Origin of the sequence: Emticicia aquatica, from assembly GCF_923079645.1 — a bacterium.
Taxonomy (GTDB): domain Bacteria; phylum Bacteroidota; class Bacteroidia; order Cytophagales; family Spirosomataceae; genus Emticicia; species Emticicia aquatica.
Genome location: NZ_CAKLPY010000001.1, coordinates 1712344 through 1734464 on the forward strand (window position 1 = coordinate 1712344; position 22121 = coordinate 1734464).

At 36.5% G+C, this 22121-nt stretch carries 13 protein-coding genes; 9 read left to right on the forward strand and 4 right to left on the reverse strand.

Annotation, left to right across the window (positions count from 1 at the left end):
• The first annotated feature begins 61 nt into the window (after positions 1–61).
• Positions 62–1702: a S8 family serine peptidase gene (locus MJQ71_RS07400; protein WP_238805931.1), complete on the forward strand. Its 1641-nt coding sequence runs from the start codon at positions 62–64 to the stop codon at positions 1700–1702.
• 36 nt (positions 1703–1738) lie between these two features.
• Here MJQ71_RS07400 and MJQ71_RS07405 read toward each other — a convergent pair whose 3' ends face one another.
• Entirely contained in the window at positions 1739–2269 is a 531-nt protein-coding gene (locus MJQ71_RS07405) for an NUDIX hydrolase (protein ID WP_238805932.1), read from the reverse strand.
• A gap of 66 nt (positions 2270–2335) precedes the next feature.
• Between MJQ71_RS07405 and MJQ71_RS07410 the strand changes: the two genes are divergently transcribed.
• The 6 genes from MJQ71_RS07410 (at position 2336) to MJQ71_RS07435 (ending at position 8796) form a co-directional block, all read left to right on the forward strand.
• Positions 2336–3214, forward strand: coding sequence for a DUF2911 domain-containing protein (locus tag MJQ71_RS07410; RefSeq protein WP_238805933.1), 879 nt, complete (start codon positions 2336–2338; stop codon positions 3212–3214).
• A gap of 133 nt (positions 3215–3347) precedes the next feature.
• Positions 3348–4634, forward strand: coding sequence for a type IX secretion system plug protein (locus MJQ71_RS07415; RefSeq protein WP_238805934.1), 1287 nt, complete (start codon positions 3348–3350; stop codon positions 4632–4634).
• Between the two features lie 130 nt (positions 4635–4764).
• A complete protein-coding gene (locus MJQ71_RS07420) occupies positions 4765–5400 on the forward strand; it encodes a Rossmann-fold NAD(P)-binding domain-containing protein (protein WP_238805935.1) in 636 nt (211 codons plus the stop codon).
• A 16-nt stretch (positions 5401–5416) separates the two neighbouring features.
• On the forward strand, positions 5417–7684 hold the full coding sequence (locus tag MJQ71_RS07425) for a glycosyl hydrolase family 95 catalytic domain-containing protein (RefSeq protein WP_238805936.1): 2268 nt from the start codon (positions 5417–5419) through the stop codon (positions 7682–7684).
• 25 nt (positions 7685–7709) lie between these two features.
• Complete coding sequence (locus tag MJQ71_RS07430; protein WP_238805937.1) at positions 7710–8135, forward strand: hypothetical protein; 426 nt, start codon at positions 7710–7712, stop codon at positions 8133–8135.
• 46 nt (positions 8136–8181) lie between these two features.
• Positions 8182–8796 (forward strand): IMPACT family protein, encoded by a 615-nt coding sequence (locus MJQ71_RS07435; protein ID WP_238805938.1) that lies wholly within the window; start codon positions 8182–8184, stop codon positions 8794–8796.
• A gap of 86 nt (positions 8797–8882) precedes the next feature.
• On the opposite strand, the gene MJQ71_RS07440 is transcribed toward MJQ71_RS07435, so the two are convergent.
• Genes MJQ71_RS07440 through MJQ71_RS07450 form a run of 3 tightly spaced genes read right to left on the reverse strand, consistent with a single transcriptional unit; the run spans position 8883 to position 19205 of the window.
• A complete protein-coding gene (locus MJQ71_RS07440; protein WP_238805939.1) occupies positions 8883–17801 on the reverse strand; it encodes a LamG-like jellyroll fold domain-containing protein in 8919 nt (2972 codons plus the stop codon).
• 32 nt (positions 17802–17833) lie between these two features.
• Entirely contained in the window at positions 17834–18820 is a 987-nt protein-coding gene (locus MJQ71_RS07445; RefSeq protein WP_238805940.1) for a DUF8740 domain-containing protein, read from the reverse strand.
• 16 nt (positions 18821–18836) lie between these two features.
• On the reverse strand, positions 18837–19205 hold the full coding sequence (locus MJQ71_RS07450; RefSeq protein WP_238805941.1) for a LytTR family DNA-binding domain-containing protein: 369 nt from the start codon (positions 19203–19205) through the stop codon (positions 18837–18839).
• A gap of 260 nt (positions 19206–19465) precedes the next feature.
• Between MJQ71_RS07450 and MJQ71_RS07455 the strand changes: the two genes are divergently transcribed.
• On the forward strand, positions 19466–21325 hold the full coding sequence (locus tag MJQ71_RS07455) for a sensor histidine kinase (protein ID WP_238805942.1): 1860 nt from the start codon (positions 19466–19468) through the stop codon (positions 21323–21325).
• Positions 21315–21956, forward strand: coding sequence for a response regulator transcription factor (locus tag MJQ71_RS07460; protein ID WP_238805943.1), 642 nt, complete (start codon positions 21315–21317; stop codon positions 21954–21956). Before MJQ71_RS07455 ends, MJQ71_RS07460 begins: the two co-directional genes overlap by 11 nt.
• Positions 21957–22121 lie beyond the last annotated feature (165 nt).

Consider the following 22121-nt stretch of genomic DNA (forward strand, 5'->3'; position numbering starts at 1 on the left):
ATTATCTAACAAGATTTCTATTCAAAATCCGTTATATTCAATAATATTCAAACTATATTTTATGAAAAGGATTCTACTCGCTACTATTATTATTTTATCCACATTTACAACTTTCGCTCAAAATCAATATTTTGTATTGTTCAAAGACAAAACGAATTCTCCTTATTCAATCAATCGTCCGAAAGAATTTCTATCTGACCGCTCAATTGAGCGACGTAAAAAACAGAATATTGCTATTATTGAAAGAGATTTACCACCAAATCCAAGTTATTTGACCGAAATAGCTAAAACTGGAGCTAAAATCTTGTATAAATCTCGTTGGATAAATGGAGCGTTGATTCAAACAAATGCTACAACTTTGGATAAGATTTTAAAATTATCATTTGTTCGAGGTTTAGAAGGCAAAGGTGATATTCGTAACGCACGTCAAAACGATGAAAATCAAGTTTTCAAGACAAAAAATAAATTTGAAAATGAAGAAACATTTGATAATGGCTTTTCTCAAAATCAATTAGCCATGCTTGGTGCTGATAAAATGCACCAAAAAGGTTATCATGGCGAAGGAATGTTGATTGGTGTTTTAGATTCGGGTTTTCTGAATGCCAATAAGTTATCTTTTTTCACCGATTTATTCAACGAAAAAAGAGTGATAGCTACTTGGGATTTTGTCAATAATGAAACAAATGTTTTTAATGACCACAGTCATGGCACAAGCGTGCTTTCATGTATGGCTGCATTTGAAAACGGCAAAATTGTTGGAACAGCCTACAAAGCAAATTATTTATTGCTAACCACCGAAGATATTAATTCCGAAACAAAACGAGAAGAAGCTAATTGGTTGTTTGGTGCTGAAATGGCTGATAGCATTGGTGTTGACGTTATTAATACATCGTTGGGATATACCGAATTTGATAATCCAAGTCAAGATTATAAATATTCCGACATGAATGGAGACCGTGCATTGGCTACTCGTGCAGCAGATTGGGCAGCTCAAACAGGCATTTTGGTGGTTGCATCTGCAGGAAATGAAGGGTCAGCTAGTTGGAAATATGTAGGAACGCCTGCAGATGCAGATTCTATTATTACAGTTGGTGCGGTGGCAAATACTTTAAATATTGCATCTTTTAGTTCTTTTGGACCTTCGGCCGATGGTAGAATTAAGCCAGAACTTTCTGCACAAGGAGCAGGAACAACCGTTGGTGCAACTAATGGAGCAGTAACAACCAGCAATGGCACTTCATTTTCTTCACCTTTGATGGCAGGATTTGCTACAGGATTTTGGCAAGCTTTTCCAAAACTAACTAACATGCAAGTGCGAGAATATTTGATTCGTTCGGCAAGCCAATATGCAACGCCTGATAACAGAGTTGGTTATGGAATCCCTAATTTTGATAAAGCTTTCGAAATTGCAGAATTAGAATCTTTGATTGCTGAATTAAAAAAATCTGGACAAGATGTTGTAGTTTTCCCTAATCCATTTAACGACCCTCAAGGCGTAAAAATTTGGATTTTAAAAAACCAAGCTGGTGATAATTTTGAATATTCGTTAACAGATTTTACAGGAAAAACCGTTTGGAGTTTTGCCACCAAAGAAAGTAAAATTAATTTACCTATTTTCAAAAGTGACTTACCACAAGCAACTTACGTTTTGAAAGTTACGGCTGAAAATCTTAATTTTACTACTAAAATAGTAAAAGAATAACTAATATTTGCTATGAATTATGAGTAGTTTTGTAATTCATAGCTTTTTAACCATTCTCATAATCGAATCTGAATCATTGTATTTGATTACTTTTTCAATCGGAATCCATGCCAGTTCGTTTGATTCTTCAGAAATAATTAATTTTTCGTTTAAATCTGCTTCAAATATAAATCTAATGTCATAATGAAAATGTGCTGGCGTTTGCTTTCGTTCAGGAATCAAATGAATATCAACATCAAAAATATTGCTGTTTAATACCATAATATTTGTCAAACCAGTTTCTTCTCGTGCTTCTTTTAATGCTACTTTTAAAACATCCGAATCGCCATCACAATGACCGCCAGGCTGAAACCATTGATTAAGTTTTCGATGATGAATCAATAAAACATTTTGCCGCAATTTATCAACAATCCATGCCGAACCAGTAATATGTCCAATCAACAGCTCTCTTTTGAAACAATCTGTATTGTTTTTTACAAATATTATTGTTTCACTTTTCATTTTTGATTCATTACTATCATGCGTTTGATAGTTTTCTAACAAATCGAGTATTTTTTTTCGGTGCATACTTGGAGTTTTATACGTAGATTTGCACGAATTTAGTTCATCAAATCAACAAAATCAGTAAGTCCAATGAAAAAAATTGCTCTTTTAGCATTAAGTTGCTTATTATCAAGTACTTCTATTTTTGCCCAAATTACACCAGCTCCTAGCCCTGGAGCTGCTATTTCTCAAGTGGTAGGCGTAACCAAAATTTCAATTGATTATTCTCGTCCATCTTTAAAAGGTCGTGAGATTTTCGGGAAATTAATTCCATTCGACAAAGTTTATAGAACAGGTGCAAATGGTGCAACCAAAATCGAAACAACTGGCGATATTACTGTTCAAGGCCAAACTTTGAAAGCAGGGAAATATGCTATCATGTCGATTCCAAATCAAGCAAATTGGACAATTATTTTCAGTAAAAACCTAAATGTAAACGAACAAAGTTACAATCAATCTGACGATGTTTTGCGAGTTACGGCTCGTCCTCAAGATATTTCAACTGTTGAGACTTTAACTTTTGATTTCTCTGATATAAAAGATGATGCTGCTTCATTAAATTTTAGCTGGGAAAAAACAAAGGTAACTTTGACAATTGGTGTTGATAATGCTGCAGCGATTGAAAATGCAGTTAACCAAAAGAACAATGAAGCATCGAATACATTCCAACAAGCTGCCGATTATATGCTACAAAAAGGAATGGATTTGAACAAAGCATTAAGTTTAGTTGATAAATCATTGGGATTAAATGAAAACTTCCGTAATAACTGGATTAAGGCACAAATTCTTGACAAACTTGGCAAACCTTCTGATGCGTTAGGTTTTGCATTAAAATCTCAAGCATTAGGTTCGGGTGATGGCTCTTATCAATTTTTTAAAGATGCGATCGAAAAAGGAATTTCAAGCATAAAAGCTAAAATTCCAGCAATTCCAACGGCTCCAGAAACGCCTAAGAAAAAGAAAAGTTAATTATCAGATTCGATACGACATTAAAATTTTAACAGAAACTCCAAGTTTTCGGACTTGGAGTTTTTTTGTTAATCAATTGATTCATATCAATTTTAATTCAAATTTCGTTAGCTTTGAAAAAACAATTAATTCGATGCGAAACCTGTTCACGTTATTATTTTTATTTATTCACACACTATTATTTGGCCAAGATAAACAACTCAAATTTGAAGATTTTACTTATGAGTCAAATATAAAAACCGTTTTACTTTATCCACTTTTAGGTGCTGCGAATGATGCAGCTCGCACACTCAATCCGCCTATTTTGTCGTTACAAGATACTAAAAATCTATGGTTAGAATTTGATGATTTAAATGCCAACTACGAACAATTTCATGTACGAATTTTGCACTGCACCTACGATTGGAAACAATCTGTTTTATCAGAAATTGAATACATGCCAGAATATAACGATTTGATAATCAATGATTATAGAGTTTCAAGAAATACTAAAATACCTTATTATCATTATAAAATTGAGATTCCTAAAGTTCTTCTTTCTGGTAATTATTTATTAGTCGTATGGCGAGGAAGACGAAAAGATGACATTGTTTTGAGTAAAAGATTTATGGTTTACGAAAGCCAAGTGGGTGCTTTCGGTACGGTTAAGCAAGCCCAAGCACCTTCTAAATTTCGCTCACACCAACAAGTCGATTTTGAAATAAATTATGGCGGTTATCGAATGATGTCGCCTAGAGATGAACTAAAAATAGTTGTTCGACAAAACTATCGTTGGGAAAAAACAGCCAAAAATCTTCGGGCATTTAGTGTCAATGAAAGTACCTCAAAATTAGAATTTCGTTTTTTTGATGATGAAAATACTTTTCCAGCAGGAAATGAATTTCTTTTTTTTGATTCCCGAAGCACTTATAATAAAGGTCAATATATTGCCCAAATTCGTCGTGGAAAAGAAGATGAAATGTGGGTTTCGCCGCAATCAAATCGAAGTGAAACCGCTTATATTGAAGCCAATGATTTTGATGGAAGTTTTGTTATTGATAACCGAGAAAGTACAGATGGTGAAGTTGAGGCCGATTATATTTATACAACTTTTGGGCTTAAAACCCACGAACTAGAGGGAGCTAATGAAAAAGTTTATGTCAATGGTGGTTTCAATAATTGGAGATTAGATAAAATCAATGAAATGATTTATGACAATAATTTTGGAGGATATACAGCTTCCATTCTACTCAAACAAGGTGTTTATAATTATATTTTTATTATTCAAAAACCTAATAGTACAACCGATGAAGCATATTTTGAAGGTAATTTTGGTGAAACCCAAAATACCTATGAAATTTTTATTTATCATCGCCCAGTTACTGCTCGTGCTGAAAAGCTAGTAGGTTATCACGTGGTTGATTTCAACAAAAAACGTTAGAAGTTAAATACTGTTGTGAATTTCAAAAATAACACTTTTATAGAAAATGCATTGTCATTTCTACTTCAACATTCTTCATTCTTGGATAAATATCATTACATTTAAGGTCGATTTTTAACCTTTAGATTTTATGAAAACTGCACTTGTAGTTGGAGCATCAGGATTAATAGGTAATTTGCTTACAATCAAGTTATTAGAAAGTAATTTCTACGAAAAAACAAAGATTATTGTAAGAAAACCGCTTGATATTACTCATCCAAAACTTGAACAAATTATTGTCAATTTTGATAATTTAGAAGAATCCAACATTATTGCGGACGATATTTTTTGCTGTCTTGGTTCAACAATGAGACAAGCAGGTTCAAAAGAAAATTTTTATAAAGTTGACTTCACATATCCGCTCAATATTGCAAAAATTGGACTTAAAAACGGTGCAAAACAGTTTTTAATAGTTACTGCAATGGGAGCAGATGAAAAATCTTTTTTTTATTACAATCGAGTAAAAGGTGAAATTGAAAAAGCATTGAGCGACTTGCGTTATCCGACTTTGATTATTTTTAGGCCATCAATGCTATCGGGAGAAAGAAAGGAAAAACGTTTGGGAGAAAAAATCGGAAAAGTGTTTATGGAGTTTTTCGATGCACTCATTCCAGATAAATATAAAATTATTGAAGGAAGCAAAGTTGCCCAAGCAATGCTAGAATTGGCTCAAAAAGGTATAAAAAACAAGGACATTTTTGAGTCTGGAAGTTTACAAAAATATTAATAAAATTTATTCTCGAATGACAAAACGTAATTTACGTACAACAATTTTTATACTTTTTTCTTTTGCTAAAATAACTTTTACAATTGCTCAAATTAACAAAAAAATAACTTGGGATTTTCCACTTCCTCGAACCCACACGGGTATTTTATTGGGGAATGGCACACAAGGATTAATGGTTTGGGGAAAAGATAATCTTTTGAATATTACGATTGGCAGAGCTGGATTTTGGGACCATCGAGGCGGAAATGATTTTTCGGTTCGGGTAAATTACAATGGGCTAAAAAAATTGCTACAAAATAATCAGCAAGATAGTATTAAACATGCCTTTGAAGTTCCCAAACTGCCAAACGCTAATCCAAGTTTTGGTCAACCACGACAAATCGGTGGTGGACGACTTGAAATCGAGTTACCAAAAGGTTGGACACTTACCAAAGGAGAATTGAATCTTTCAAAGGCTGAAATACAAATAAGTGCTACTTTTCAAGGCAGAATTCAAATAATTACTATTCGCCAAGCCATCATTGATGAACTGTTTTGGGTAACAATTCCAGCAGGTTTAACTGCAACAAAAATATCGTTAAAATCAGCATGGGATTTCATTAGTGAAGACCTAGCAAAAGCGGGTATAGAGAAGCCAATAATTTGGCTTTGTCCAGAAAATAATTGTGGTGGATTTACACAACGACTTCCTGAAGATGTTCCGCTAAGTATTGGCTATTCTCGGAAAGGAAATACTGTTTCAGTAGCAACATCTTTGCGTTACGACAGCAGAGAAATTGTTGAGCATAAACTTCAAAACAATGATTATCAACGAGCAATTCCGCTCATTGAATCTTGGTGGAAAAATTATTGGGAAAATATACCAAAAGTAAGTTTACCAGACCCCATTCTTCAAGAATTGTACGATTACGGATTGTATAAACAAGCATGTTCGACACCACCACAAGGAATTGCTTGTACATTACAAGGCCCTTTCATAGAAGAGTATCAACTTGCTCCCTGGAGCAACGATTACCATTTTAATATCAATGCCGAAATGATTTATTATCCCGCTTTAATGTCGGGTAAATTTGACCATTTCAAGCCATTATGGAACATGATTGAGTCGTGGAAAACTCAAATATCTAAAAACGGAGAAACTTTTTTTGGCAGAAAAGGAGCGATGATGCTTCCACATGCGGTTGATGATAAATGTAAGGTTGTTGGTTCATTTTGGACAGGTACAATTGACCATGCTTGTACCGCTTGGATGGCTCAAATGGCTTGGTTACATTTTAGTTACAGTGGAGATAAATCTATTTTAGAAAAAACCGCTTATCCTCTACTAAATGGCACATTTGAGGGTTATTGGGCAATGCTGGAAGAGAAAAATGGCATTTTCCATTTGCCAATTTCAGTTAGTCCAGAGTACGGTGGAAACAGTTTTGACGCTTGGGGCGATAATGCTTCATTTCAATTAGCTGCTTTACATGCTATTTGTAAAATTTTGCCCAAAGCCGCCAATATTCTCAAGATGCCAATTGACCCACGATGGAAAGAAGTTGACACAAAACTACCCGATTATTCACTAATTAATAAAAACATTGCTCTTTGGGAAGGAATGGAGCTAAAAGAAGCCCATCGTCATCATTCGCATTTAAGCAGTATTTATCCGTTTGTAAGCATCGACCCAAATGCCGAAACAAATAAAAATATTGTTCAAAATGCAGTTAATACTTGGGTTGAAAAAGGAACTGGAACTTGGGCTGGTTGGAGTTTTCCTTGGGCTGCTATTATTCACGCTCGTACTGGTCAAACAGAAGCAGCTGTGAGTTGGTTACATTATTGGAAAGAAAATTTCACGAATGAAGGAAGAGGAACGTTATCAAATGCCAATACTAATGGGCATAGTGTTTTTGGGCAACCTGTTTGGAGTAAACTTCCAGAAAATACGCCAAATCGTGAAATTATGCAACTAGATGCTGGTTTTGGTGCATTATCAGCAATTTATGAACTTTTAGTTCAGAACAGAATAGATGGCATTTATGTTTTACCTGATATGCCATTTTATTGGAAAAGCCTCTTTTTTCAAGATATTTGGACTGAAGGTGGTTTTAAAATCTCGGCAAAAGTTGAGTTAGGAAAAGTTGTTGAAGTAAAAATAAAATCAACTCGTGAAGGAAATATCAATTTATATCATAATTTAGGCGAAAAATATACAATAAATAATGCCCCAAAAACAGGAAAATTCTTTGAAAAAAAGATGAAGTCTGGTGATGAAATAGTATTAATCAGAGCAAATTAAAATAAATATAAATAACCATCTAAACATGAAAAAATTACTATTAGCAATCCTAGTTTTACTGAGTGTAAAAATTGTTTCGGTAGCACAAAACACTACCAAAGTTAATGACAAAGAGAGTTTAACAAAGAAAAATGAAACTAAATTTGTCATTAAACAAAATCCTGAAGATGAAAATGGAAACCCCTCATCAAATATTGCTCTTTCATTTGGCAACAAAACAACCAAAGTTGATAAAGTTACTGGAAATGCTGAACTTATTGATAAAAGTGAGTACTTAAATAAAGGAATTCCGAAGAAAGCGTTATCAGCTTGTGGAGCATGGTGGGCAGGTGCTGGCGATTATTTCTATGTAACAAAAGTAGAAAATCGATTGGTAATCTATAAAGGCTGGCAGGATGAAACACAAACAGATAAAAGTTATCATTGGAAAAAATTTAAAGTAATTAAATAATAAATTGTGTAGCTCGGATTTGTAAAAAGCCATATAAAAGCGTTTCATGTCATTAGAAGACACTTATAAAACTATAAAATCGCCCGCCGAAGGGTTATTTAAAGACAGAGGAAGTAAATTCTTTGCTTTTGCTTATCATATCGAGCATGAAAGCGAAGTCAAAGAATTGGTTGATAATCTTCGTAAAGAACATTTCAAGGCAGTACATTATTGTTATGCTTTTCGCTTAGGACTTGACAAAAATAATTTTAGAGTAAATGATGACGGAGAACCTTCGGGTTCAGCGGGCAAACCGATTCTAAATACGCTTCTTTCGCATGAAATAACAAATGTATTGGTTGTCGTAGTTCGTTATTTTGGAGGCACATTACTCGGCGTTCCTGGTTTGATAAATGCTTATAAATCTGCAACCGCAGAAGCACTCGCTCTTGCCGATATTGTTGAAAAAACAGTCAATGATGTTTACATTGTTAGTTTTGAGTTTATTCAAATGAACGATATAATGAAAATCGTCAAAGAATTTAATCTAAAAATTCGTAACCAAACCTACGACAACCAATGCGTTATTGAACTAGAGTTTAGAAAAAAACTTACAAATCAAGTGGTTGGTAAACTTGAAAAAATTGACAATATCATAATTGAGTATTTGTTTACTGTATAAAACATTTTGTTTAAAGAACTCTATTAATAATAAACCCACTAAGAAATAAGATTCAAAGTGGGTTTATTATTAATACTAATTAGACATTAATAACACGTTTTTATTTCCGCTTGGAAATTACTGTATTTCTCCGCTATAAAACCAGGTTTCAAAATAATAGCTTTACCTGCCTCAAATCTAACGGATGGAGCTGGTGTAAACGCACCATCTCCAACTTTCTTATTCGACTCAATTGTTTCGATTGCCTTAATTCGCTCAATTCCTGTAGAAATATTGCTATTAACAACAACAATTTTAGTTGCAACAACCACTTCGACACTTGTTGAGCCACCATTACTACATTGAACCAAATAAGTCGTAGTGACTGTCGGGCTAACCGTCAAGCTTGTCCCAGTTTGTGTACTTGAACCACTAGTCCAAGATAGAGTTCCACTACAACCAGTAGCATTGAGCGTAATCGAAGAATTTGGACAAATATTAGGCTTAATTGGAGTCACTGAAATGAAGTTTTGTCCATTACAATTTTCAGATTGAGTAATGACCATCTCAACTTTAGCACTTGTACACCCCTCAAGCGGAATACAATAGCCTTTAAAAACCCCTGGTTCAGTTACAATACGGGTATTTTTATTCGATGCAACTGTATTATTAGCCGACGGAGTTTCCCATTTGAATACATCTGTCACTGCAGGACAAGAAGCTGTCAAAATTACACTTTCACCTTTACAAATCTGTATATTATTAGCAGTAATAGTTGGTGAGGTATAAAACGGTTTTACTGTCATCATAAATACCTGTGACTTACTTATACAACCATCGACCCAAGCTATTACGGTATAAGTGGTATCAGCCTTAGGAGCTACACTAATAGTGCTTCCAGTTGAACCATTCGACCAAGTGAATATTGCCGATGGGTTTGAGATAGCTGTCAGAATATTTGGTATGCCAGCACACATCTTGGACTCCCCTATAATACTCGGCACCTGTGGAAGCTGTTTCAGTTTTACTGCAATACTTGCCGATGATGTACATCCCTTATCCGTTACTTCAACCATATAAGTGCCTACCGTTAAAATGTCTGCGTTCTCAATCTCTGGATTTTGCAAAGTCGAACTAAACGAATTTGGACCATTCCAAAGGTAACTTGTTCCGCCACTAACGCCCAGCTTAAGTGTACTTTTTAGACATACATCAATTGCATTGCTACTGACAGTTGCCACAGGAAGTGGATTGATGACTACATCGGTCGTCAAACTATCCGTACAACCATTATCATTCATCACAACTGTGTAAGCTCCACTGGCCGATACACTTACCTTTTCTATTTTTGGATTTTGTTCTGTTGAAGTGAAGCCGTTAGGACCTCTCCACGAATAACTTGTTCCGCCGCTACTGCTCAAATTAAGCGTTGTTTTTTCACAAACAGGGGTGTTGCTGGTAGCCGTCATGGTCAAAGTTTTGACTATGACGTTCGTAGTTGCAGTAATTTGGCAACGATAAGAAGTAACCGTCAACGTATACACACCTGCCGCTGCAGTGCTTACACTTTCAATTACAGGATTAAGTAATGTTGAGCTAAAACCATTGGGACCAATCCACGCATAACTATCTCCTTTATTGGCTGACAATTGTAAGGTACTACCTTTACATACGGGAGCGTTCGAACTTGGCTTCGAGAATGAAAACGAACAATCATTACTTTTTAGACGACGGTAAAAGAAACTCGTTTGTCCATCATTGTAGCCAGCACAATTAAGAGCAAAAACATTCACACCATAATCGCCAATCCATGAAGTATCACGCATCACCGCCGAAACCACACCATTACTAATACTAATACTCAACGGTGAGAAATTAAGTTCGTGCGGAACAACTGCATTACCTAGTTTAGCATTAAATTGATACGTAATTGCCGACTTCAAAGTGAAAGTTTTTTTCATTGAACTTGAATAATATTTCACATCCACGGGTAATGTTGTAGAACCTGTATTGCCGCCAATAGTAGCATAAAATAATTTATTAACAGTATTGAAAGTAGCACAACCTACCACTGTATTTGTATTTGGATTAACGAATATCAAAACATCATCTGTCGATACAAAACTTGTACGTTCATTAAATTTCACTTTGATAACAGCCGTCATATTACCTTCTTGAGTGGTAGCCGCACACATTGGCTTTGTATCATTGGATGTTGGTAAAATAGTACTCACTGCATAATTCGTACAACTTACACTTGGCTTTACAATACCAGCAGGTACTGAAACTGTTCTAAATACAGTTTCAGGTTGTTTAATTATCATATCATCTATACTTATCTGCACTTCGTCCGCTCCTAATGAAATCAAATTAAACTCAATTGGAGCTTCCACTAAACCAGCTAGTGTTTCCCCTTTAAACAATACTTTTCTATCTAGCTCATATTCCTTGTCTCTATCGGCCTTATACAACCTAAACTGAATATTTTGTTCGTCTTGGTAGTAAATAGTTTGGAAGAAAAGCCTATTTTTTTCGTTGATAATCGACTTATTCACGCCTACCAACTTCCCTTCAATATATGCTCGCAATTCGTCGTCATCATCAATCGTAATACCGTTTATATGACCAATTAGATTCATCGTTTGTTCATACTGAGCAAAGTTAAACGTCATAGGTGTTTCCATTTTATTTTGGTCATCTAAATTTATATCATCGGCAGCTTTTCGAGCATTTGATACAGATATGCCTGGATAAGTCAATGTTCCGGCATTACTAATCTTCAAGAGATATCCTTTCAGAGGTTCAAGGAAACTCAAATTACCAACCCAACCAACACCAGCTACATACTGAGCAAAAAGAGTCTGGCTTTTTATAATATCACCATTCAGTGGCGTTAGGCCTCTTAATGCCTGAGTTACAGTCATGCCAATTGAAGGAACATAACCAATCCAATTCCAACTGTTTTTAATCTCAATCGGATACTCCGCAGCTTTATATGGTGCCCCTTTAAGACACACCGTATCTCTTTCTGTAATAAATACCATGTATCGTTTCGTTGGAAAAATTAAGCTATCGGCCATATCCCAACCATAACCATCAAGGTACTCCGCAAAATTATTGTCAGTCTTAATGTAAGCACCTGATTTATTCTTCAAAGATTTCAATACATTAGTTACTGTATTTCTACCAGTACCCAAATCAAGATTAAATGAAACCCAGTTGAAACCTCTATTGAGCGGAATACATTTTTTTACTAAATTCAGTACACTTACTGGTGTTGGTTCGAGTGGTGTTCCCGCCAAACTTCCATCATGGTACCTATATTCTTCAAGAATCTCCACAAACTCGTTACATTTTGCCCCTTGCCAAACTGCAAATTCAATAGGCTTATCCTCGTCTGTCGGATTACCATACACCGTCATAAAGGTCAACCATCGTTTGTGATCTGCTGGAATATTTCGGAAATATGCTACCTTAGCTACCCCTCTGATTTGCCCATCTATCTTAGCTACAACTACATCAGATGGGTCGGTTGAAGTAACTCCGAAGATACTCAAATCAACTACCATATTCATTGTACCTTGATACTGCTCAGGATTACTTACCTCATACTTAGGTTGCGGACAACGCACGCGATAATCAATCAATAAGGGTTCTGCACCTTTTGAACCTACCATTTGGAGTGTATCTAAATAATCACCAATCAATAAGTCTTTTTGGAATGTGAGCGTTACATCAGCTATTTGGCCTGGGTTTAGTGTGCCCGTTGATGGTGAAACCGTTAGCCACGAAGGCACACTCTCCATCCGAAAGCTGGTAATGCTACCACCACGGTTACGTATTTGGCGTTTTACCGTAAATGGCTTCAGCACTTCATTGGTTTCGATTACATCCGTACCTACCCACTCAAGGTTATTTTGATTAACTGCAAATTCCCACTTAATGGTTTTCTCAATCATATTACCAGCCTTATCTCTGATAGCTGCTCTCTGATGATTCGGGTTTTGAGCCAACATCGCATCATCATAGTCTTTGCCACTAACCACTACCCTAAAGGTTCTATTCTCAAAGAAAACTGGGTTAATATTGGGAGTAATCATAATCTTATTACCCACGCAAGCAATAGTAGCATCTACCAGTGCATTCGTAGTAGCATCATAAAGACCGATGGTATTATTGGCCAACATATCTGCTTGTACAACTTTATCACAATCAATTGGCTCATTGAACGTAATAGAGATTTCATCGCCTGGGTCCCACGTACCATCACCTGGTTCTGGTACACCAAATACCATTGGTGGTATTCGAGCCACCTCACCCTTTATAACTGTTGAAATTCCTGGTTGTAAAGAAACATTAAAACATTCAGCTACCGCTCTAATCTCATAAGGGCCGTCCTTTAATAATTCTGTATTCCATTCTTTAATAGTGAATATATCACCTAAATTTGCTTTTAAAGTTTCATTGATATTTATCCAAGAACCATCACCTCCGATAGGACGATATTGTAAACGTATGAGTTTTAAATCTTCATCATCTTTATTATATTCATTTAAGGTAATACTCAGTTTATTTTGTGATGCTGGTGTTATTACAAAGTTTTGTAATGGGAAACCAATATCAACTTTGCTACAAGGCTCAATAAATGAAGCTGCTAAGTTTATTGTTTTTACAAAATACTTATCTACTAAAGTATCACCTCCTCGTGCATCGGCCAATTCAGTTTCACAAGCAGACTCCAATTGAATAGTAATATCACTATAATTATATTTGATAGGACCTTTATCAATAGTAAGAGTTACAGTTTGGCTCTGACCAGGGTCAATTCTGAATGTTATAGGCTGAGTAAGAGGCTGCCCGTTTACTTTTACGATTGCTCCATCAGGATTGGTGGAAGGGTCTAATGACAGGTCATAGTTCATGGCCTCATCGGTTGGACTGGCATTTCCTAATTGTAATTGATAAACCGCAGAAGTATTTGCAGGTACATTTACTTTAGAGTTTCCATCAAGGCTTACAAGTGTAGGTGCAGAGCGTTGTCTTGTTCCTTTTTCCCAAGGGCATGAACTCTCTCCAGATACTAATTCAAAGCTATAGCTATCCCAGATTTTACCTCGATAAACTTGTACAAGGAAGTTGTCACCTACATCATCATCTTCAAAATGGTAGGAAATACCATACACATTAGTAGTTTGTTCGTCATGGGTATTCGATTTTGTATGCTCATGCGTGATTGCTAAGTTACCTTCGATACCACCGAGTGCTTTAAGCGTAAATTCTGCATCCGCACCATACCAACCTTTTATATCAAAAGTTTCTGTCCATCCTTTAGTACTATCTGTGGTTGTACTTTCTTCATAAACAGCTCCTGCATCGAAGCTAATAGTTTTCTCATATTTTACTTTTTTATCATCTTTATTCATCTTTATATACTTCTCCCATTCTTCAAAGGCCAATGAATCTCTGTGCCTTTTAGGATTTACAGCTAATGGTTGGGATGCAAGTAATTTCAACGAAGGAATAATATCTTTAACAATTTGCCGTTCTGAATAAACAAAGTCTCCACCAATAGTAACATTACTGATTTCAAGTTTCTTTTTTGTATAAAACTTGCAACTATCAGGCTTATAGTTTAGCTCAATAGAACCACCAAAAGTAACATTTTCGGCATATCCAAAGTAAACATCTCCGCCTCCTTCACTTCCCACTACTCCGTCGGATGCTGAGGTAGAAATAACTTTGGTAGTTGTAATACAGGAATTTTCATTTGTTGAATAATTCCATGTCTGATTTGACCCTCCTGAAGCTGTAACTTTTAATTCATTCTTTATTACAATTTCAGCCCCTGGTGTTCCAACATTAGTTTCTCCACCGAACGAGGTACCTATACTAAACTCTTCTCCTAAATCATTAATTACACTTCTACTATCGTTGGTACAGTGAGTAAATCCTTTTTCGAGAGTAGCATAACTTCCATCTCCTGGTGGGTCACGTAGTACAAATTTGGGTTGCTGGGGTGAAGATGATGTAAATGTTCCAATAGTGGCTTTTCTACCAAGTATCACAAAAGAGGTCGTATCAGTAGTTGAGGCACTACCGACTGTTCCTGTTACAGTTACCAGCGTTTTGTATGGTGGAATAATGTTTACATTCTTAGGCTTGAATTTATACTCAAACTCTTGCACATTTTTTGCCAATGTTGTATCAACTAAACTTGTTACCGAGGGGTTATCAATTAATAACTTTGCTCCATCAACATAACATTTACCCCCATCATATTGCTCAAAAACTTTAATTTTAAATTTACTTTCAATATACTGATAAGCAATTTTTAAATTACAAGCGTTGGGAGTGATACCCGGCATTTCGATTTTTGGTGGTGCTACATAAATAAAGTCTGTGGTATCAGAAATTACATCTCGTAAATCTACCTCTTGCCCACCTTTTAGCTGAAAATAGTTATAAATCACTGAATTTGAGTGTTCAACTACACTTACTCTAAAGGCACGTGCAGGTAAATCTTTAAAAATAAATTTACCGTCTGGATTACGGAGTGTATCTGTCCGCTCAAAACAACCATCTAAAGTGGCTACTTTTACAACTACTCTTGAGCCTTGAGGAATGATTGATTTTCTACATTTATCATTACCAGCCACTTGTCCATAAATTGTACGTTTCGTGTTATCCAAGAATACAATGCCTGCTTTTGGTGATTGTATTTTACGGATTTCAAAGAAAGCGGGAGAAAACAAATGTTCTTTGTATGATGCACTGAACTTGAGGGTTTTACCTGGCTCAAAATCAGCTGACCATTTTCCATTTCTATCAGTACGAATAGGTGGAAAATAGCTTTGTCCGTTTACAAAGATATTAATAGAATCAGCAAAACAGAAGGTATTAGCAAAGCGTATGGTTCCCGAAACATTAACTGTTGATACGTCTTTAAAATCAATATTTCCAATAGCTGTATTACTTGTGTTAAGATTTACGACCCGTATATTTGGCTCAAATTCGTGGGCTTTAGTTTCTTTTCTGCGGGCATTATTGCTCCATGAAGCCTTCAATATTACCCCCTCCCGTGGCAATGCAGCTCCAAAGTTAGTGGCAGCATAATCATAAACCTTAGTATCGGTTCCTTCATTGAGGTCGAAGTAACTCCACTGTAAAGCCGTTGTCGAATCATTTGGTAATCCTACCACATAATGTTCCTGAATCACATTCTGTGGTAAAGCTGTTTTATAGATAACAAACTCATCTACCAAACCTGTATAAAACTTACCGGTAGTAGCATCAGTCGAGTTAGTTGCTAAAAGCCACGGACTACCATTTTGCCAGTTCGACGTACCAGTAAATGAAACCGTTTCTTTCAATTCACCTTCTAAATAAACTTTTGCACTACCTGCCGTATTATCAAGCGTTACCGCCAAATGATAATACTTTGCTTTTACCGCTCCTAAATCGGTAATTGTACCGTTAAGGTTCAAGAAAAGTTTTCCATTATCAATATAGGCTTCGTAGAAACTGCCTTTTGAAAGGACTGTCTGGCGTGATTTCAAATCAAACGGATGAAATAAAACCTGTACCGTTGAAGTATCAGGCATATCAAAATCGGTCAGATTACCATACGATTTATCAGCCGCATTGAATTCGAGTGCCGAATTAAACTCAAAGTTTTTCATCGGGGTTGCCCTAAAACTTTCCGATTGGCTATAATTAATACCATCAATTACATAATACCCAGTTACGTCCGTTACACCCGCACTGTAAACTTCAGGTTTATCAGAAGAGAAGGTTGCACCATAAACATTAGCATTGGTCGGGATTGTCGTATTATCAAATACTTTTACACCCACACCCTCATCCATCTTCCAGTACGATACCAAACCAGCTTCTGATTTTGATACCGAACGGTTTTTAGTCGAATTTACCTCCGTTTGGTTTAGTGGGCGGTTATATACCCTGATATCATCAATTTTTCCTTTGAAGAAACCGTCGTTTCCGATTTTACTACCAATGTTTAGGTAGTTTTTCTCACGCACGATACTGGCGGGCTTGGTTCCTACAAATTCACCATCAACCATGACCGATAGGGCCGAACCATTATACACCATCGTTATTTGGTGCCAATTGTTTAGGTTTTCGGGGTTGGTAGGTAGGTTTGGCAAATAGTATTTCAGCGAGTCGCTGCCTGTACCATTACCTACATGGAAGATATATCCTTTGGGTTCATCATTTTTGGTGGTGGTTATCCACCAGTTTTTATTCAATGAGCTACCCCAGTCAATGATTGCACCTTCGTTGTTTACATCACCGAGCTTTACATAGGCCGAAACCGTAAATTTATCAGTCGGAAGCTCATCATGATACGTTACACAAAGTTCATCGTTTACACCATCAAATGCCATTGAGTTACCAGTGAGTGGCGTGAGACGTACTTCTACTCCTGGTACTGGATTACCAGAGTTGGTTTCTACTTTTCCACTAACTACCCCATTGGGGTTCACAAAACCCACATATTTTGAAGGGCTACCCGTACCAAAAACATTTTTAGCCACAATACTATACTCGTAGTATTCGCCTGCTTGCGTATTAAAGTCGAGAAACTCACGTACACTTTCACCCAAATCGGCCAAGAAAGAACCATCACGGTAGAGTACAAAGCCTGTCGGTGGCGTAGAAAGAGGATTGACATTCCATGATACCTTAATTCTGTCTTTAAAATCACCTTGCGAAGCTACCAGAATCGGTGGTTGTGGGGGCAAATACCACGGGCTATACACCCCAAAACCTGCCTGATAACCCTGCGAAAGCATATTGCGTGGCGAAGCCAAGGGTTGGCCCATTACAAAAGTAGAGCGGTTGAATGCCGAATAGGCATTCGTTACGGAACCGTAATTGAAATACAGCTCGCCAAATATTTTTTTATTCTCGTTTTGGTCACAGAGCGTATCGGCTTGGGCAAATGTTTTTTGCCAACCAAACAGCATGAGCCAACCCAAGAGAATGTAGAGTATCCTCTTTTGCATAAAATTTTTAATTTAAGAATGGACTAATGCTATTAATTGATACGGATATAGACCCAGAAGTTTAAGTTATCAGGGCGGGTTTCGTTACCTCCAGAGTTCTTTGTATCTCCAGAAGTTTTCCCTGAAAATGTATGATAGTGAGTGCCAGCATAATCCATTAATTCTTGAATCCATAATAAATCGCCTGCACTTCTGTTAGTAACACGCATACCAAGTTTAGCTGGATCCCAAGCATCAGTTGCTTCCTTCCATCCACCTACTCCATTTGCTCCACCATTTAAACGATTATTGTGTCTATGATTACCATCGCTACTTGTGTTCCCACTAAAATCCAAAGTTGCAGTGTGAGCATGGCTTCTAAAAGCTTCGTTTTGGAATGTCGCAATTGGGCTATTAACATCTCTGTCATCATCAATATTTGTGTCACCTGCAAATTCTTGGCTTCTGATAAACACGCCACCCCCCTTGGGCACGTTAGTCATACTCGTAATTTGTCGGAGTTTATCAGTTGCTGCTAAAGCACGGCCATCCATGGGGACCCAGCAGTTGCCATTTACGGCCGCAAATTGTGTAGGGTTCAGAATGGAGTGCTTAATGTCTCCTACGGCTCCTGAGCAAACTACTTCTTGTGCTTTGGGTGAGCCAAGTGAGTAGGGGGCAAAAGTAAGCTCGGTGCGGGGCGTAAGCTCCGTGCCTTGCACGGTTACACCTACGTAATAGGTAGAGGCTCCCCAATTAAGGTTTTCGAGCGGTACTGTCTTGCCAAGGTGCGTACTATATACGCCCCCAAATACATTGACCGTTTGGTCTTCTGTCCATTCGGCAGTGCCACCAGCTTCTTGGGTGTAGAGCTTAAACGTAATACTCTGCTGGCCATCGGCTACTGCCTTGCCATTGGCATCTTTCAAGAAGCCCTGCAACGAGATTTTTTTAGCTTGCTGAGCATTAGCCGAGAGCAGCGATAAAAGCATCAACATGGATGCCAACACATAAATACGAGGTGTAAAGAGTACTTTCATTGAGATTGATGGTTTGTTAAAAATTTACTAAATCATTTACTGGGTTATTTTGTCGGGTATATTCATCGAGCATTGCCAATACAATTTTCTTGCGACGGCGGCTCATAAAAAACTGCTGTTCTCTAAGCTCCAGATAGTCGTTGGCAAAACCCTCAATGTATTGCAGATTCACAATCACACTCTTATTAAGCCGAGCAAAACAAGGAAACCCCTGTAAGCGTTTTTGTAGCTTCCCTAAATGGTACGACACGATTACTTTCTGGCCATCGGCCAAGTGGAGATTGGTATAATTAATACTGGCTTCGAGAAACACCATCTCGTTGGGCAGAAACGCCAAACGGCTTCCTACTTGAATCGGCATATCCGAAATTTCTAATGTATTCATAAAACTTTACTGAAGTGTTTGATTAGCAAAAGTGGTGCTTATAGCTGGGGGGCGGCATACCTGTTAACAGGTAGTGAGCCATAGAAAATGGTTTACTTATAGCATTAATATGTGAACGAAAAGTTTTTTTTTTCAGAAAAACGACTTTTGAGTTTTTCTTTTGCCTGTTATTTGCATTACCAAACGTTGGCCTATTGACTAATGAAGGTATGTAGATCGGTTTATACCGATGAATCTAAAAATCTGATTACAGAACAATTATGCTCGGGAGATATAAAAATAATGTAGTAGGATTATTGGCAGTAATGCTCCTACTGTTTGGCTGTGGGCAGAAAGAGGAAATGCCCACGACCAGTGTTGGCCGAGCAGCTATATATATCACCGATGATTATACACACGAGGAAATCGGCCCTAAAGTTTTAGTAGCAAATAAAGGATTTTCGGAGGCTTTCTTGAAAAAAAACTATAATAATCCAGCTTTGCTCAAAGAGTTTAGAGCAAGTACAAAAAAAGAGGTATTGTTTGGTATTCAAAATACTACCTCGAACTACTGGATACTCTTTAAGGTAATCAACCAAAGCACAATAGTGCAAGATTTGGTTTTCTATACCCCCCACATGGGGTCTGATGCCCTAAAAATGTACAGTATCAATAAAGGTAAATTGAAACCTTGTGGGCAAATACACCGACTAACACCCCTATACCAACGTTCATCCCAATTTTTCGATTTTGCTCTTCCATTAAGCGTTCAAGCCCAAGATACTACCATTTTTCTATTGAAGTCTTCCCGCTTTATGGGTTTTCATAGGCTTATACCTCAAATAGCCACCCCGCAATATTATGCAAAGTTATCAATTTACCAGAATGGCACCCATCTCATAGAGTGTTCGTTTATTGTGGCACTGATGCTCACTACCTTCTTTTTGGGGCTTTTTTACAAACAAAAGTCGATGCTCTATTTTGTACTGTATTTATCTAATTTATTGTTACTATTGCTATCTTATTTTGGGTATTTAGATTTTTTCTCACCAAGTAATCGTATATCCATCAATTCATCTTCATTATCTCTTTTTAGTTTACTCGGTTGTAATATTACGGTGCATCCGTTTATGTACCACCTTGTTCGAGTACCACCCTCTATACTGAAAACTTATCGACAAGGAGCAATAATCCTAATATTCTTTAATTTATGTGTTGTTCTATTGGGCTTTTTACCACCCAATGTTTTTATGTATTTCAATATCTTCATGGCTACTTCCGTCAATACCTTAGCTGCCATCAATATGTGTTGGATACTCTATCATGCCTTTATCATATTTGTCAAGGCTAAAATCCCGCAACTGCTCATCATTGAACTAATAATATTTCTCCCTCCACTCGTACAAGTAATAAGCAACTGGCTTTTTTTCAAGACATTCATATTTCCACATCTAACCTTTCTACCGCATTTGAGTATTGCTGCTTTTTTTGTATTGCTGCTCCTACAACTAAAAAATGACCTTACAACTATGAAAAACCTCCGCCTTTTAGAGCGAAATCTAATTAAGATTCGGAAAACAGAAATAGAAGCCATCGGCCGCAACCTGCACGATAACGTAGGTAATATTTTGGTATCTGCCTATGAATACCTAAACCTAAAAGAGAATAAACTCGAAATCATTCAGTCGCTACTCATAGATGCCATAAACGAAGTCAGATTTATAAGTCATAATCTGGTGAATGATAAAGAGTACGCAATTACCGAAAAAATTGACGCCTTAGTGAGTAGATTAAACGATTGCTCAATCGTGAATTTTAAGTATCGAGATTTTTCGCTCGAAAAATTAAACACCTTAGCCCCTTATCAGCAGCAGAATATCTACATGATAATTCAGGAAATTATGACCAATATTATTAAACACGCAAGAGCAACTGAAGCGACACTGCAGATTTTTGATACTGAACAAACAATACAACTCATAGTTGAAGATGACGGCATCGGTATGGAAAATGCAATACCGAATAATGGAATTGGACTAAAGAATATTAAGAAAAGAGCAGCCATCTCGAATTTTAAAATTACGATTGACTCAACTACTAATGGTACAAATTTTATAATCGAAATACCGTATGAAAACTAAAACAGTAGTTATTGATGACCACCTACTCGTAAACGACGGCCTAAGCCTTATTTTGCAAGAGTCGGGATATTTTGAAGTTATAGAACAACTATATGATAGTCGATATGCAATCTTTACATGCTATATGCTGCGTCCTCAGCTGATACTTATCGACTACAACATGCCTTACCTAAATGGGTTGGATGTAGTGAAACAGCTCAAAACATTAAACTTGAATGCAAAAATTGTCATAGTCAGCATGTATGCCGACAAGCGAGAAATGGCTCTTTTCAAAGAAGAAGGGGTAGATGCTTTTATTTCGAAAACTACACCCGCTTTCAAATTAATTAATACTCTCAAAAGTGTGATGCAAGGCGAAAAAATATTTGAGAATATTATAAAAAACAAAGCAGTTCTCGAAAAAGATGCGTTTGCACTTAAACACGAGCTAACCAAGCGAGAGATGGAAATTTTGATACTCGTTAAGCAAGGACATGGTACCGAAGCAATAGCCGAAATGCTAAAGCTGAGTTTTTATACAGTAGAAACACACCGCAAAAACGTCAATCAAAAAATGAAGTTCAAAAGCAAAAAAGAATTTTATGATTTCCTTGATGAAATTGATGAAATAAAAAATTCTGAAGAGATATGAAATGTTTCTGTAGAAGTACATTAAATAGATTCAATTATAAAATCAAGAATAATTTATAATTTTCAAAAAATATATTCAATAAACATTTATAACTTAGCAATCATTTTTTTATTGGAAAGTTTGTTGGCCAAAATACAAGGTTTACTATCCTAGTAATCTAAAATA

Coding starts and splice junctions, on each gene's coding strand:
- MJQ71_RS07400 (WP_238805931.1), top strand. CDS start 62: ATGAAAAGGATTCTACTCGCTACTATTATTATTTTATCCACATTTACA.
- MJQ71_RS07405 (WP_238805932.1), bottom strand. CDS start 2,269: ATGCACCGAAAAAAAATACTCGATTTGTTAGAAAACTATCAAACGCAT.
- MJQ71_RS07410 (WP_238805933.1), top strand. CDS start 2,336: ATGAAAAAAATTGCTCTTTTAGCATTAAGTTGCTTATTATCAAGTACT.
- MJQ71_RS07415 (WP_238805934.1), top strand. CDS start 3,348: ATGCGAAACCTGTTCACGTTATTATTTTTATTTATTCACACACTATTA.
- MJQ71_RS07420 (WP_238805935.1), top strand. CDS start 4,765: ATGAAAACTGCACTTGTAGTTGGAGCATCAGGATTAATAGGTAATTTG.
- MJQ71_RS07425 (WP_238805936.1), top strand. CDS start 5,417: ATGACAAAACGTAATTTACGTACAACAATTTTTATACTTTTTTCTTTT.
- MJQ71_RS07430 (WP_238805937.1), top strand. CDS start 7,710: ATGAAAAAATTACTATTAGCAATCCTAGTTTTACTGAGTGTAAAAATT.
- MJQ71_RS07435 (WP_238805938.1), top strand. CDS start 8,182: ATGTCATTAGAAGACACTTATAAAACTATAAAATCGCCCGCCGAAGGG.
- MJQ71_RS07440 (WP_238805939.1), bottom strand. CDS start 17,801: ATGCAAAAGAGGATACTCTACATTCTCTTGGGTTGGCTCATGCTGTTT.
- MJQ71_RS07445 (WP_238805940.1), bottom strand. CDS start 18,820: ATGAAAGTACTCTTTACACCTCGTATTTATGTGTTGGCATCCATGTTG.
- MJQ71_RS07450 (WP_238805941.1), bottom strand. CDS start 19,205: ATGAATACATTAGAAATTTCGGATATGCCGATTCAAGTAGGAAGCCGT.
- MJQ71_RS07455 (WP_238805942.1), top strand. CDS start 19,466: ATGCTCGGGAGATATAAAAATAATGTAGTAGGATTATTGGCAGTAATG.
- MJQ71_RS07460 (WP_238805943.1), top strand. CDS start 21,315: ATGAAAACTAAAACAGTAGTTATTGATGACCACCTACTCGTAAACGAC.